Genomic DNA, 14,447 nt, shown 5'->3' on the forward strand with positions numbered 1-14,447 from the left:
GCCCGTGCCGCCGATCAGATCTTCGACGGATCGAGAATGACCGCGTTCAGGTCCTGATATTCCTCGCAAGCCGTGCCGCAGATCGCCTTGATCGTGTTCAACTGATCCTTGGCAAGATCGAGCCGGCCCTTGATGACATAGGCTTCGCCGAGATATTCGCGGACCTTGGCATAGTGCGGATCGGTCTTCACCGACCGGAGGTAATAGGAAATGCCTTCGTCGGTGCGGCCGAGCTTGCGGGTGGCATAACCGCGATAGTTCAGCACTTCGGCCGTGTTCTGATCCTTGACCGTGTCGAGCATAGCGAGCGCCTCCTGATAACGGCCGGCTTTGGCCAGCGAATAGGCATAGTCGGTGCGGTTCTCGTCCGAGACGTTGGCGCTCTGCTGCTTGACGCATTTCTTGGTCTTCTGGTCGTAGATCTCGCCCTTCTTGCAGGTCGGCATCGTGCTGTTGTCATTGCCGACGGCAAAGACCGGGCCGGAGAAGAGGGAAGCGGCAAGGCAGCCGCCGAGAAGGACGGAGGCAAAACGGACTGGCATGATCGTCATCGGAAAACTCCTCAAAGGTGACGTTGCGAGGAGAAAACACCGCTGCCCCGAGCTTTATTCGGCAGCCTCTCTATTTTCGTCATCACGGCTTCGTGATGCCACCGAGGCCGAATAGATCGTCGAAACCGAGTGTTCTCAACGTTACGCCGGGAACGACAAGGAGAATTTCGTGACAGATAGCGTAAAACTCGTCAGCCTCGCCGTCGCCGCACCCGAACATGTCATTTTCCAGAAAGAGGCGGTCGAAGCCTCCGGCCGGCTGTTTGCCGACCGTTTCGAGGATTTCCGCCATCTTGCCCGCGTCTTCGACAGCGCCGGCATCCAAAAGCGCCATGCGGCGCGGCCGCTTGCCTGGTTCGACGAGCCGCATGGCTGGCAGGACCGGATGCAGGCCTATGCGGAAGTGGCAGGCAGGCTCTTCGTCGAGACCGCAACCTCTTCGCTACGTCAGGCAGGGCTTGATGCCGGCGATGTCGATTGCGTCGTGACCGTGTCGTCGACCGGTTTTACGACGCCGAGCCTCGATGCGCAGATGGCCCGGCAGATGGGTTTCCGAGCCGATATAGAGCGTGTGCCGGTGTTCGGGCTCGGCTGTGCGGCCGGTGTGTCGGGCTTTGCGATCGCCGCGCGGCTGGCGCGAAGCCGGCCGGGCGCCGTCGTTCTCTTCGTCTCGATCGAGCTTTGCACGCTGGCCTTCCGCCTCGACGAGCTGACGCGACCGAACATCATCGCAACGGCGCTTTTCGGCGACGGTGCCGCCGCCTGCGTGCTGCGATCGGGCGATGGTGGGCTGGCGGAAGTGGAATCGACCGGCGAACATCTCTTTCCCGACACGCTCGATATTATGGGCTGGAAGATCGACGACGGCGGCTTCGGCATCGTGCTCGCGCAAGCTCTGCCGCCCTTTGCCGAAAAGGAGCTCGGCCCGGCGGTGACAGCCATTCTGGCGCGAAACAGGCTGACACCTGACGATATCGGCCGCTTCATCTGCCATCCCGGCGGCACCAAAGTGCTGGCCGCGATGGAGAGCGCGCTGTCGCTGACGCCGGGCTCCCTCGACCACGAGCGCGGCGTGCTTGCCGACTATGGCAACATGTCCTCACCGACCATACTGTTCGTGCTGGAGCGGGCAATCCGCGCCGGATTGCCGGAGCGCTCGGCGATGATTGCCATGGGGCCGGGCTTTTCGGCGAGCTGCGTGACGCTCCGGAGGCTGTCATGATGTGGCCGTCGATCGCGCTGCTTACCTTCGTGACGCTGCAGCGGCTTGGCGAACTCGTCCTTGCCCGGCGCAACACCGCTGCCCTTATCGCCAAGGGCGCCAGGGAAGTGGCACCGGAGCACTATCCCGCCATGGTGGCGCTGCATGCCGGCTGGCTCATCGGCCTCTGGCTGCTGGCGCCGGGCAGGCCGGTCGAGCCCTCCTGGTTTGCCGTCTTCATCGGGCTGCAGGCGTTGCGGCTTTGGGTGCTGGCGACGCTGAAGGACCGCTGGACGACGCGCATCATCATCCTGCCCGGCGCACCGCTCGTCACATCGGGGCCCTATCGCTTCCTCCGGCACCCGAACTACGCGATCGTCGTCGGCGAGATCGCCGCCCTCCCGTTGGCCTTCGGCCTGCCCTTCTACGCGATCGGCTTTTCGCTTCTCAACGCCTGCATCCTCTACGTCCGCATGAAGGCCGAAAATGCCGCACTGAAAAGCGCAGTGATTATGAAATGAATGCGATTTTTCGTTTGCGCCGCAGTATCGGCGGGAGCATTTTCACCCCGACAACAAAGCGGAATGCAGGGGAATGACGAAAAACGCGATCGTGCTCGGCGCCGGTATCGTCGGTGTGTCGGCGGCCATCCATCTTCAGCGGCGCGGCCGACAGGTGACGCTGATCGACCGCAAGGATCCGGGGAACGAAACCTCCTTCGGCAATGCCGGCCTGATCCAGCGCGAAGGTGTTGTTCCTTACGGTTTTCCCCAGCAGCTCGGCCTCTTGCTGCGTTATGCTTTGAATAACCGCATCGACGCGCATTACCATCTCAACACGCTGCCGAGCCAGCTCGCCTTTCTTGCCCGCTACTGGTGGAATTCCAATGCCCGGCGCCACGCGGTGATCACCCGGGCCTATGCGCCGCTGATCCAACATTCGATTGCCGAGCACAAGGACCTCATCGAGGCCTCACATGCGGAAACGCTGATCCGTAGGGATGGCTGGATGAAGATCTTCCGCACGGAAGCCAAGCATGACGACGCCTTAGCGGAGGCCGCGCTCTGGCAAAATGAATTCGGGGTGGAATATGACAGCCTGACTTCGGCCGACATCGCCCGCATGGAGCCTGACATGACAGGCGATTTTGCCGGCGGTATCCGCTGGCGCGATCCGTGGTCGGTGCTCGACCCGCATGCGCTGACCTCAGCCTATCGCGGCTATTTCGAAAGCCTCGGCGGCCGCTTCGTCACAGGCGACGCCGCCTCATTCGGCCCGTTCGGCTCGGGTTGGAAGATCATGACTGCAGAAGGCCCACTCGAAGCCGACGATGCGGTGATCGCGCTCGGCCCCTGGGCGGCGCTTGCAACGCGCCGGCTCGGCTATTCCTTCCCGCTCGGCGTCAAGCGCGGCTATCACATGCATTATGCCGCCAGGGGCGATGCCGTGCTCAACAACTGGATGCTCGATGCCGAACGCGGCTATCTGCTGGCGCCGATGCGCCGCGGCATCCGGCTGACGACGGGAGCGGAGTTCGCAGCCCTCGACGCGCCGAAGACGCCGGTCCAACTCGACCGGGCCGAAGCCGTAGCGCGCACGATCTTCCCGCTCGGCGACAGGCTCGATCCCGAACCTTGGATGGGCGCGCGTCCCTGCACACCCGACATGATGCCTGTTATCGGCAAGGCGCCGCGCCATCAAGGCTTGTGGTTTGCCTTCGGCCATGCCCATCACGGGCTGACGCTCGGGCCGGTGACTGGCCGTGTGCTGGCCGAGCTCATCACCGGCGAAAAACCATTCGTCGATATTGCGGCCTATTCGCCTGAGCGTTTCAACCCGTGACGCCGAGGGAGGCAAGGCCCTTGAGCGCCGTTGCCGCAATGCCGTCGATCGTATCGTCGATATCGACGGTGACGACGCCCGGCTCGCCTGTGGGCACCTCCAGCGTCGCCAGCTGGCTTTCGAGCAGCGAGACCGGCATGAAATGGCCCTTGCGCTCGCCCATCCGTTTGGTCAGCAAGGCTTTGGAGCCTTCAAGATAAATGAAGAACAGGTTTCCGCCGGCCGCAGCCCGCAGCCTGTCGCGATAGATGCGCTTCAGCGCCGAGCAGGAGACGATGATGCCCTCGCCTGTTGCAAGCGACGCCTTGATGTCTTCACCGATGCGGTCGAGCCAGGGCATCCGGTCCTCGTCGGTCAGCGGAATGCCCTTCGACATTTTCTCGACATTCGCGGCCGGGTGCAGCGCATCGCCTTCGACGAAGGCCAGATGCAGGGCTGCCGCCAGCGTCTCGCCGACGGAAGATTTACCACAGCCGCTGACGCCCATGACGATGATCGCGTGGGATTCCTTCATCCGCTCACCCGGCATATTTCCCCCACAATCTGACCGTCCCGCTCAATCGAGCGGGAAGTGACAGGCATATTGTTGCGCACCTTCCCCACCTAGTTCGGGAGAAACCTGACGGCAATAGTCCTGCGCCTTCCAGCAGCGCGGATTGAAGTGACAGCCGGACGGCGGCTTCAGCGGCGACGGCAGTTCGCCCTGTAGGCGGATGCGGTTCTTGGCCCGTTCCGGATCGGCGATCGGTGTGGCCGACAGCAGGGCGGCGGTATAGGGGTGGCGCGGCCGGGCGAAGACCTCGGCGGCCGGACCGGTTTCGACCGGGCGGCCGAGATACATCACCATCACCTCGTCGGCGATGTGGTGGACGACGGAGAGGCCGTGCGAGATGAAGAGATAGGCAAGCCCCATCTCCTTCTGCAGGTCCATCAACAAGTTCAGCACCTGCGCCTGGATCGACAGGTCGAGCGCCGACACCGGTTCGTCGAGCACCAGCACCTTCGGCCGCAGCATCAAAGCGCGGGCGATGGCGATGCGCTGGCGCTGGCCGCCGGAGAACATATGCGGATAACGGCCGTGATGCTCCGGGCGCAGGCCGACGCGGGCCATCATCTCCTCCACCTTGCGGCGGCGGGCGGCGGCGTTGAGATCGGTGTTGATCTTCAGCGGCTCTTCGAGGATTGCGCCAACCTTCTGGCGCGGGTTGAGCGAGCCATAAGGATTCTGGAAGACGATCTGCACCTGGCTACGCAGGCTGCGGTCGCCGACACGGGCGGGCTTGCCGTCGATCAGCAATTCTCCCGACGTCGGGTTCTCGATCATGGTGACGAGGCGGGCGAGCGTCGACTTGCCGCAGCCGGATTCGCCGACGACGGCCAGCGTCTTGCCGGAATGCAGGCTGAAGCTGACGCCGTTCAGCGCCTTGACGGTGGCATCGGCTTTGAAGAGGCCGCGGTTGACGGCGTAGAAGCGGGCGAGATCCCTGCCCTCGAGAACGGCGCCCGTCATACCAGGTCTCCTGTCGGTTCAACGGCCATGACGCCGGGATGCCCGAGCGGCTTGCCGTCCTTCAAAGGATAGTTGCACAGCGCCAGCCCGAGCTCCGGCCCCTGGCGGACGACGCCGCGGTCGCATTCGATCGTGGCGTAGCCGCAGCGCGGCGCGAACAGGCAGCCCGTCGGGCGGCCGTGCTGGCCGGGAACGACACCGGCGATCGAGGGCAGACGCTGGCCGACCTGAGCTCGTTCCGGCAGGGCGGCGAGCAGGGCTGCGGTATAGGGATGATGCGGATCGCGAAACAGCGCCTTCACCGGCTGCTCCTCGACCTTCTGGCCGGCATACTGCACCTGCACGCGCTCGGCGGTTTCGGCAACGACACCCATGTCATGGGTGATCAGCACCAGCGCCATGCCCTGCTCCTTCTGCAGGCGCGCGAGCAGATCCAGGATCTGCGCCTGGATCGTCACGTCGAGCGCCGTCGTCGGCTCATCGGCGATCAGCAGCTTCGGATTGCAGGCGAGCGCCATGGCGATCATCACGCGCTGGCTCATACCGCCCGACATCTGATGCGGGAAGTTCGACAGCCGGTCTTCCGGGGCCGGAATACCGACGAGGTTCAGGAGTTCGATCGAGCGCTCGCGACGCTCCTTGCGGTTGAGGCCCATATGGACGCGCAGGGTCTCGCCGAGCTGGAAGCCGACGGTGAAGCACGGATTGAGGCTCGACATCGGCTCCTGGAAGATCATCGCCATGTCCTTGCCGACGATCCTGCGGCGCTGGCGCCCGGAGATGCCCCGCAGATCCTGTCCGTCGAACTGCAGGCGGTCGGCCGTGATCTTCGCCGTCCAGGGCAGAAGCCCCATCAGGGCCAGCATGGCAACGGATTTGCCCGAGCCGGATTCGCCGACGACCGACAGGATCTCGCCCTTGTCGCAGGTAAGCGATACGCGGTCGACGGCGCGGAAGAGACCGGAAGAGGTCTGGAACTCGACGGTCAGATTTTCGATTTCGAGGAGCGGCATCACGACCTCTTCAGCTTGGGGTCAAGCGCATCGCGCAGGCCGTCACCCATCAGGTTGATGGCGAGGACGGTGATGAGGATAGCAAGACCCGGGAATGTTACGACCCACCAGGCGCGTGAGATGAACTCGCGGGATTCGGCGAGCATCGTGCCCCATTCGGGTGTCGGCGGCTGGGCGCCCATGCCGAGGAAGCCGAGGGCGGCGGCATCGAGAATCGCCGCCGAGAAGGCGAGCGTCGCCTGGACGATCAGCGGCCCAAGACAGTTCGGCAGGATCGTCTTGAACATCAGTCGGAAAGTGCCGGCACCGGCGACACGCGAGGCGATCACATATTCCTTCTCGCGCTCCGAGATGACGGAGGCGCGGGTCAAACGCACGAAATGCGGCTGGTTGACCAACGAAATCGCGATCATGGCGTTGGTCAGGCCAGGCCCGAGCACGGCCACCAGCACAAGAGCAAGCAGCAGCGACGGGAAGGCCAGGATGATATCCATCAGCCGCATGATCGCCGTATCGATCCTGCCGCGGAAATAGCCGGCGACGAGGCCGATCAAAACGCCGCAGACGACCGAAAGCGTGACGACGACGACGCCGATAAAGAGCGAGAAGCGCGCGCCGTAGATCAGGCGCGAGAGGATATCGCGGCCGACGGCATCCGTTCCGAGCGGGAACGAAATGCTGCCGCCCTCCATCCAAGATGGCACGGCCAGCAGCGCCTGGCGGTTCTGCTCGTTCGGCGCATGCGGCGCAAAGATCGGTGCGAAGATTGCGACGACCAGGATGATGATGAAAACGACGAGGCCGATGACGGCGCCCTTGTTGCGGGAGAAGTAGTGCCAGAATTCCGCAGCGGCGGATGGCTGGCCTGATTTGACGGTGACGGTGCTCATGAACCGCTCCTAGTGACGAATACGCGGATTGATGAAGCCGTAGAGGACATCAACAATCAGGTTGACCAGCATGATCACGCCGGCAATCAGCAGAAGACCACCCTGGACGACGGCATAATCGCGCTTGAAAACCGAATCGACCATCCATTTGCCGATGCCCGGCCAGGAGAAGATCGTCTCGGTGAGGATGGCGCCGGCCAGAAGTACGCCGATTTGCAGGCCGATGGTGGTGATGACCGGGATCATCGCATTGCGCAGTGCATGCACGCCGACGACGCGCAGCGGCTTCAGCCCTTTCGAGCGCGCGGTGCGGACATAATCCTCGCCCAGAACCTCGAGCATCGCCGAGCGCGTCTGACGGGCGATGACGGCAAGCGGGATGGTCGCCAGCACAATGGTCGGCAGGATGAGATAGCTGACGGCGGAGGAGAACGCGCCCTTCTGGCCGGACAGCAGGCTGTCGATCAGCATGAATCCGGTAACCGGCTTGAAGAAATACATCAGCGAAATCCGGCCGGAAACCGGTGTCCAGCCGAGATAGCCGGAGAAGAAGATGATCAGCAGCAGGCCCCACCAGAAAATCGGCATGGAATAACCGATGAGGGCGACACCCATCACGCTTTGATCGAACCACGTGCCTCGCTTCACGGCAGCAAAAATGCCGGCGGGCACGCCAAGACAGACGGCGAGGATGATGGCACAGAAGGAAAGTTCGAGCGTCGCCGGAAACAGCGTCAGGAATTCGCCGAGCACGGGCCGCTTGGTGACGATCGAGGTGCCGAGATCGCCTTGCAGCACTTTTCCGAGATAGTCGAAATACTGCACATACATCGGCCGGTCGAAACCGAGATCATGCATGATCTGGGCGTGCCGTTCCGGCGCCATCACGCGTTCACCCGACAGGAGCATGACGGGATCGCCGGGAAGCATGCGGATGAACGAGAAGGCAATAAGGGAAACGCCGAGGAATGTCGGGATCAGCACCGCGAGGCGGCCGATGAAAAAACGCAACATGGCAGATATCCAATAGTTTCCGGCGGTCAGGGGGTGCCTGACCGCCGGCTGCGCCCAGCTCTGCCGGGCATTCTTACATTTTTCTTGTTATTCGGATACGTCGACGCCGTCGAAGCGGTGAATGCCGAGCGGATCCATGAAGAAGCCGGAGACCTTCTTGCTCATCGGAACGAAGACGAGCGAGTGATCGAGGGTCGCCCAGGGAGCTTCCTTCTTGAAGATCAGCTGCGCCTGCTCATAGGCCTTGGTGCGCTCGCCGACATCGGCGGTCAGCTTGGCCTTGGTCATCAGGTCGTCATATTCCTTGTTGCACCACTGGGCGCGGTTGTTGCCGCCGACGGCATCGCAGCCGAGCAGCGTATCCATGAAGTTATCAGGATCGCCGTTGTCGCCGGTCCAGCCGAGGATGACGGCGCCGTCGCGCTTCACGTCGGAGGAGAGCTTCAGATATTCGGCCCATTCATGGGTGACGATCTCGACCTTGACGCCGGCCTTGGCGAAATCCGCCTGGATCAGTTCGGCGGCACGGCGCGCGTTCAGCATGTAGGGACGCGACACCGGCATCGCCCAGACCTTCATGCTGAGATCCTTGACCCCGGCATCGGCAAGCGCCTTCTTGGCGGCATCCGGATCATACTTGTCGTCCTGAACCGCGTCGTTATAGGACCACATCGTCGGCGGGATCGGGTTTTTGGCAACCGCCGCCGCACCCTGGAAGACGGCGTCGATGATCGCCTGCTTGTTGATCGCCATGTTCAGCGCGCGGCGAACTTCCGGCTTGTCGAACGGCGCCATCTGCGTGTTGTAGGCGAGGAAGCCGACATTAAGGCCGGCCTGTTCCATCACCGTCAGATTGCCATCCTTCTTCAACTCGGGAACGTCGGCCGCATTCGGATAGGGGATCAGGTGGCATTCGCCGGCCTTCAGCTTCTGCGCGCGGACGGCGGCGTCAGAGGTGATGGCGAAAACCAGATCGTCGATCTTTTCCTTGCCCTTGAAATAGGTTTCGTTGGCCTTGTAGCGGATGACGGCATCCGGCTGGTAGGCGACGAAGGTGAAGGGGCCGGTGCCGAGCGGCTGCTGGTTGAGCTGCGCCATCTTGCCGTCGGCAGCGAGCTTGTCGGCATATTCCTTGGAGACGATCGAGGCGAAGTCCATGGCGAGGTCGGCGAGGAACGGCGCTTCGGGATGGTTGAGCGTGAACTTGACGGTAAGGTCGTCGACCTTCTCGATCGACTTGATCAGATCCGGGAAGCCCATGCCGGCGGCATATTCGTAGGAGCCGCCCTCGACATACTTGTTCCACGGATTGTCGGCCTTCAGCTGGCGCTCGAAGGAGAACACAACGTCGTCGGCGTTGAAATCGCGCGTCGGCGTGAAGAAGTCGGTGGTCTGATACTTGACGCCCGGATGAAGCTTGAAGGTGTATTCCGTGCCATCGGCCGAAACGCTCCAGCTGTCGGCGAGGCCGGGTTCGATCTCGGTGCCGCCATGCTTGAATTCGACCAGGCGGCTATAGACCGTGCGCGACGAGGCGTCGAAGGTCGTGCCTGCCGTATAAAGGCTCGGGTCGAAGCCTTCCGGCGAGCCCTCGGAGCAATAAACAAGGGTCTTGGACCAGGCCGACGTTGCCATGACCGAAATCAGGGCCGTCGCTGCCAGCATGACAGAGATCTTTTTCATAATATTGTTTCCCGGTTGTTCTTTTTTAATGTCTGGAGACCGCAGATTGGCATCCCGATCGACGGTCGATGGAACGACATTTATCTACTGAAAGCAACGGGCTACGGAGAAAATTTTTCCAGTTGGACAATTTTAGAAATTTTCAGTCAAAAATCGGCCTCATTCGGACAGATTCGGATAAAAATGTCCGGAATTTCGTCGTATTTTGGATAATTGCGCCCCTTAAACGTGCCGCGGCTGATCGGATTCGCGTGCACGCTGAAGAGATTTATCTCTTGCGGTGCCGGCGAGAGGCGACAAAACAAAACCGCGATTGCCGGGGCAACCGCGGTTTTACAAGTCTGTCCTGCTCTTTAGATTCAGGCGGCGGGCGCAACGATTTCGGGTTTGCGATAAGGCTGCTCGCCGGTAATTCCGAGAAGGAAATTGATCTGCGGACGCGCCTTGACGAGGTCGTCGATCGAATATTCGGAAAGCACGGCGAAGAAGGCGTTCAGCGCCTTGCGCAGCGCCGAATTCAGGCCGCAGCTATCGACCAGCGGGCATTCGACCATGCCGTCATCCTCGAAACATTCGGCCATGGCAAAACTGTCTTCCGTCACCCTGACGACGTCGAAGAGCGTGATGTCGGCGGCCGGCTTGCCGAGCCGCACGCCGCCATTGCGACCGCGCACGGTTTCGACCAGGCCCGCCTTGTTCAGCGGCTGGAGGATCTTGAAAAGAAAGAGCTCGGAGACGCCATAAGCCTTGGCGATTTCCGGAATCCGGCTCAAGTGCCCGTCGTTGGCAGCACAATACATCAACATGCGAACCGCATAGTTGGTCTGCTTCGTCAACCGCATGCCATTCTCCTGACTCGTGCCTGTTCAGACCTATATAGGCGGTTTGGTAGTTTTGAACAATTCCAAAATATGAAATTCGCATTCAGCTTATGAGGCCAAATGCCGCGTCGTCAATCCTGCCGCAGGATCCGGTCATACTCCAGAACTGCCTGCTTGCGCTCAGGGCTGCCCGGATGGGTGGAGAGCATGCTGGTGTGGGAATGATCGCCGAGCTTGGCTTCCAGGACATCGAAAAAACGGGCGATCGCAACAGGATCCATGCCGGCCTTGCGCATCAGTTCCACCGAGCGCCGATCGGCCTCCGCCTCTGCACTGCGTGAATAGGACAATGCCAGGAGGCCGCCGCCCTGCGTCAGGATATCCTCAACTCCAGAGCCGACATCGCCGGCAATCAGCATGACGAGGCCGGCGACGCCTGCGGCGCGATAAAGCTGCCGGAGGCTGTGCTTGTATTCGACATGGCCGATCTCATGAGCGAGAACGCCGGTTATCATCTCGTCGTCGCCGCCCGCCAGTTCCACCAGCTGGTCGGTGATGACGATATTGCCGTCGGGAAGCGCGAAAGCATTGGGACCGATCAAGCCGCCATCGCGGAAATTCAGCACATAACGGCCGGCGCCGCCTTCGGCATTGGCAGCGACCTGGCGGAAGCGAGCGGCGATTTCGGCCTGCCGGGCTTCGTCCAACTGGCTGGCGGACAGCGCCGTGCTGTCGAGCGTGTTGAGAGCGCTATAGGACATCGCCTCGGAAACAACAGGCGGCGTCACGAAGACGGCGACTTCGACGAGCGCCGGCAGCGCGTAACGATAGATTCCGACCGCGAGCAAAACGACCGCGATCGCGAAGACGAAGATGCGGGGATGAAATTCCTCCAGCCGATGTACCCAGCCGCTTCTGCCGCCGCCGCGAAGAAAGGCATCGATGGCATCATTCTCGCTGCTCTCGAAGACGGAGCCGTCGGTAAAGACCGCGCGCCGCGGGATCGAGCCGACACGCGGCGTGAAGGAGACTTGTCCAACATCGCCGTCGGAAAGAATGGCCGCTTCTTCGGTCACGGCGACCAGGCGGCCGCCGCGCGACAGCAGGCGCGCGGGCACAGCGCCGCTCGAGTGCGGCGGATACCATTCCCCTCTCGCTATGATTTCTGCGTCAGAAACCAAAATCGATCCCTTCCATGCTCATATATTCCGCACCGATGGCGGCGCCAGTCGTTTGAAACTGCGTAAAGACCTCGCCGATTTCGCCTTCGATGCGGATCGCCGTATGCTCGGCGACATAACGCGCCAGCCGGACCGCCGCCCAGGGGCGCATCAAGCCGAAGGTAAGCATCGTCACCACGACGTTCGATATAGCGATCCAGGCATAGCGCGCACGGGAAAGATCACTGCGCAAGAGATGCCGGCCGTCGATGCGGGTCGACGACCAGACGATGTTATGGACGGCCGCCCGATAGATGAGGCCTGCAAGGCCGTAGACGATGATGAGGCCGAAAACGACAAGATACATTCCCGACACTATCATTAACATAGCGACATCATGCTCGAATGCGCCGGGGTCATTGGCCTGCATCCCGACAACCGCGATCGCGACTAACCCGGCGAGAACCACCAGGCCCAGCACGACCATCAGGGCCGGGATGAGAAGGGCGCGGTAGAGCGCGCCGATCTTGGGATCGGTCTCGAACGGCCGATTGCCGTAGCGGAGATTGTTGAAAACATAGCGGTTGAGCCAGCGGCTGGCCAAGGGCGCAAGCAGTCCCAGCGACAGGAAAGCGACGAGGCTTCCAAGCATCACGCAGACGAATGCGCCGCCAGCGGTGCCGGTGAAATCAAATCGCACGTTGCGGTAGCTGGTCACGCGGGCATTGAAGCGAAGGCCTCTAACGATCAGCCAGGGAAGGGCGATGAGGACAACGATCGTGGTCACCAGCGAGAACAGCGGATGGATCGCCGCCAGAATGTTGGCCACCACAAGGAAGGCGAAGACGATGAGGCGGCCGATGAGAATCTGCTTGCCGCTCGCGTGATATTCGAAACCACGGCCGAGCAGGACGGTGTTGCCGTAGAAATAGCGATTACGCCGCACCTTCGCCCAGGCTGAGTAGATGCCGAGCGTTACGATCGTCAAAAGGACATTGACGATCCAGATGCCGAAATATTCCGATGCTGTTCCGGTAAACCGGGCACGCTCGTACGCATTTGCCGCGGCGCCCGCGGACACTTTGTTATCCATGATCTTTGTTTCCCCAGCACATTGCCCAACAGACCATAATGAGAATCACGTGTCGGGCGCAGCAACAGAAAAGCAAAGAGCGAAGAAATCAACAACCTTAAATCGAAAACGGGGGCCGAAAGGCCCCCGAATTGCAAATCGATCTGTCGTGAAAATCATTTCATCGTCGGCATAACGAATTCAGCGCCGCTCTTGATGCCGGAGGGCCAGCGGGCGGTGACGGTCTTGGTCTTCGTCCAGAACTTGATCGAGTCCGTGCCGTGCTGGTTGAGGTCGCCGAAGCTTGAGGCCTTCCAGCCGCCGAAGGAGTGGTAGGCGAGCGGAACCGGGATCGGAACGTTGATGCCGATCATGCCGATATTGATGCGCGAGGCGAAATCGCGGGCGGCATCGCCGTCACGGGTGTAGATCGCAACGCCGTTGCCGTATTCGTGCTTCATCGGCAGCGACAGCGCTTCTTCGTAATTCTGGGCGCGAACGACGGAGAGGACGGGCCCGAAGATCTCGGTCTTGTAGATATCCATCTCGGGTGTCACGTGGTCGAACAGGCAGCCGCCGACGAAATAGCCGTCTTCATAGCCCTGGAGCTTGAAATCGCGGCCGTCGACGAGCAGCTTGGCGCCTTCCTCGACGCCGCGGTCGATAAGACCGCGAACTCGGGTATAGGCGTCCTTAGTGACGAGCGGGCCCATGTCGGCCTGGTCGTCGGTATAGGGGCCGATGCGCAGCGATTCGATCTTCGGGATCAGCTTTTCGACGAGGCGGTTGGCGGTGTCCTCGCCGACCGGTACGGCAACCGAGATCGCCATGCAGCGCTCGCCGGCCGATCCGTAGCCCGCGCCCATCAGCGCGTTGACGGCCTGGTCCATGTCGGCGTCGGGCATGATGATCATGTGGTTCTTGGCGCCGCCGAAGCACTGGGCGCGCTTGCCGTTCATCGCTGCCGTCCCGTAGACGTAACGGGCGATCGGCGTCGAGCCGACGAAGGAGACGGCACCGATATCAGGATCGGTGAGGATCGCGTCGACGGCACCCTTGTCGCCATTGACAACGTTGAGGATGCCGGCGGGCAGTCCGGCTTCGATCATCAGTTCGGCAAGGCGGATCGGCAGGGAGGGATCGCGCTCGGAGGGCTTCAGGATGAAGGCATTGCCGCAGGCAATCGCCGGCGCGAACATCCACATCGGGATCATGCCAGGGAAGTTGAAAGGCGTGATGCCGGCGCCGATGCCGACCGGCTGGCGGATCGAATACATGTCGATCGCCGGGCCTGCGCCCTCGGTGAACTCACCCTTGGCGAGATGCGGGATGCCGCAGACGAATTCGCAGACTTCGAGGCCGCGGATGACGTCGCCCTTGGCATCCTCGATCGTCTTGCCGTGCTCCTTGGAGAGCATTTCGGCAAGCTCGTCCATGTGCTTGTTCAGGAGTTCAACGAACTTGAAGAAGACGCGGGCGCGGCGCTGCGGGTTGGTGGCAGCCCATTTCGGCTGCGCAGACTTGGCGTTTTCGACGGCGGCGCGCAGTTCCTCGACGCTTGCGAGCGCGACGGTCGCCTGCACTTCGCCGGTTGCCGGATTGTAGACGTTGCTCGTGCGGCCGCTGGTGCCGGCGACCTGCTTGCCGCCGATGAAATGACCAATCTCACGCATGGGATGCTCCTCCTGTT

Annotated in this window: 14 protein-coding genes; 3 read left to right on the forward strand and 11 right to left on the reverse strand. The window is 61.8% G+C overall.

The annotated features are described in order from the left end of the window. Positions 1 to 14 precede the first annotated feature (14 nt). The gene (locus ATY75_RS15755; protein ID WP_088938286.1) at positions 15 to 551 is read right to left on the reverse strand and encodes a tetratricopeptide repeat protein; all 537 of its coding nucleotides are present in this window, start codon (positions 549 to 551) and stop codon (positions 15 to 17) included. A 169-nt stretch (positions 552 to 720) separates the two neighbouring features. On the opposite strand from ATY75_RS15755, the gene ATY75_RS15760 reads away from it, so the two are divergent. The 3 genes from ATY75_RS15760 to ATY75_RS15770 all read left to right on the forward strand — a co-directional run bounded on the left by ATY75_RS15760 (position 721) and on the right by ATY75_RS15770 (position 3,594). After that, on the forward strand, positions 721 to 1,773 hold the full coding sequence (locus ATY75_RS15760) for a type III polyketide synthase (protein WP_088938287.1): 1,053 nt from the start codon (positions 721 to 723) through the stop codon (positions 1,771 to 1,773). Next, positions 1,770 to 2,273: an isoprenylcysteine carboxylmethyltransferase family protein gene (locus ATY75_RS15765; protein ID WP_088938288.1), complete on the forward strand. Its 504-nt coding sequence runs from the start codon at positions 1,770 to 1,772 to the stop codon at positions 2,271 to 2,273. The genes ATY75_RS15760 and ATY75_RS15765 overlap by 4 nt, the downstream gene beginning before the upstream one ends. Before the next feature lie 73 nt (positions 2,274 to 2,346). After that, positions 2,347 to 3,594 carry an FAD-binding oxidoreductase gene (locus ATY75_RS15770; protein ID WP_088938289.1) on the forward strand — a complete coding sequence of 416 codons (1,248 nt, stop codon included), beginning with the start codon at positions 2,347 to 2,349 and terminating at the stop codon, positions 3,592 to 3,594. Here the strand turns inward: ATY75_RS15770 and ATY75_RS15775 are convergent. From ATY75_RS15775 to ATY75_RS15820, 10 genes are all read right to left on the reverse strand, one after another. Beyond that, positions 3,584 to 4,123 (reverse strand): gluconokinase, encoded by a 540-nt coding sequence (locus tag ATY75_RS15775; protein ID WP_088938290.1) that lies wholly within the window; start codon positions 4,121 to 4,123, stop codon positions 3,584 to 3,586. The two genes, ATY75_RS15770 and ATY75_RS15775, sit on opposite strands and share 11 nt — an antisense overlap. Before the next feature lie 27 nt (positions 4,124 to 4,150). Further along, positions 4,151 to 5,104, reverse strand: a complete 954-nt coding sequence (locus tag ATY75_RS15780) for a peptide ABC transporter ATP-binding protein (protein ID WP_088938291.1) — start codon at positions 5,102 to 5,104, stop codon at positions 4,151 to 4,153. After that, positions 5,101 to 6,117 (reverse strand): ABC transporter ATP-binding protein, encoded by a 1,017-nt coding sequence (locus ATY75_RS15785; protein ID WP_088938292.1) that lies wholly within the window; start codon positions 6,115 to 6,117, stop codon positions 5,101 to 5,103. The genes ATY75_RS15780 and ATY75_RS15785 overlap by 4 nt, the downstream gene beginning before the upstream one ends. Next, positions 6,117 to 7,007, reverse strand: a complete 891-nt coding sequence (locus ATY75_RS15790) for an ABC transporter permease subunit (protein ID WP_065092107.1) — start codon at positions 7,005 to 7,007, stop codon at positions 6,117 to 6,119. Before ATY75_RS15790 ends, ATY75_RS15785 begins: the two co-directional genes overlap by 1 nt. 9 nt (positions 7,008 to 7,016) lie before the next feature. Continuing rightward, positions 7,017 to 8,021 (reverse strand): ABC transporter permease subunit, encoded by a 1,005-nt coding sequence (locus ATY75_RS15795; RefSeq protein ID WP_065092106.1) that lies wholly within the window; start codon positions 8,019 to 8,021, stop codon positions 7,017 to 7,019. A gap of 87 nt (positions 8,022 to 8,108) precedes the next feature. Further along, positions 8,109 to 9,704 (reverse strand): ABC transporter substrate-binding protein, encoded by a 1,596-nt coding sequence (locus tag ATY75_RS15800; protein ID WP_003588419.1) that lies wholly within the window; start codon positions 9,702 to 9,704, stop codon positions 8,109 to 8,111. A 359-nt stretch (positions 9,705 to 10,063) separates the two neighbouring features. Then, complete coding sequence (rirA, locus tag ATY75_RS15805; RefSeq protein WP_065092105.1) at positions 10,064 to 10,546, reverse strand: iron-responsive transcriptional regulator RirA; 483 nt, start codon at positions 10,544 to 10,546, stop codon at positions 10,064 to 10,066. A gap of 110 nt (positions 10,547 to 10,656) precedes the next feature. Next, positions 10,657 to 11,706, reverse strand: a complete 1,050-nt coding sequence (locus tag ATY75_RS15810; protein WP_088938293.1) for a M48 family metallopeptidase — start codon at positions 11,704 to 11,706, stop codon at positions 10,657 to 10,659. Further along, on the reverse strand, positions 11,696 to 12,778 hold the full coding sequence (locus ATY75_RS15815; protein WP_088938294.1) for a DUF898 family protein: 1,083 nt from the start codon (positions 12,776 to 12,778) through the stop codon (positions 11,696 to 11,698). The genes ATY75_RS15810 and ATY75_RS15815 overlap by 11 nt, the downstream gene beginning before the upstream one ends. A gap of 155 nt (positions 12,779 to 12,933) precedes the next feature. Then, a complete protein-coding gene (locus tag ATY75_RS15820; RefSeq protein WP_088938295.1) occupies positions 12,934 to 14,430 on the reverse strand; it encodes a CoA-acylating methylmalonate-semialdehyde dehydrogenase in 1,497 nt (498 codons plus the stop codon). Positions 14,431 to 14,447: the final 17 nt, after the last annotated feature.

Source organism: Rhizobium sp. N122, assembly GCF_002211295.1.
In the GTDB taxonomy this organism is placed as follows: domain Bacteria; phylum Pseudomonadota; class Alphaproteobacteria; order Rhizobiales; family Rhizobiaceae; genus Rhizobium.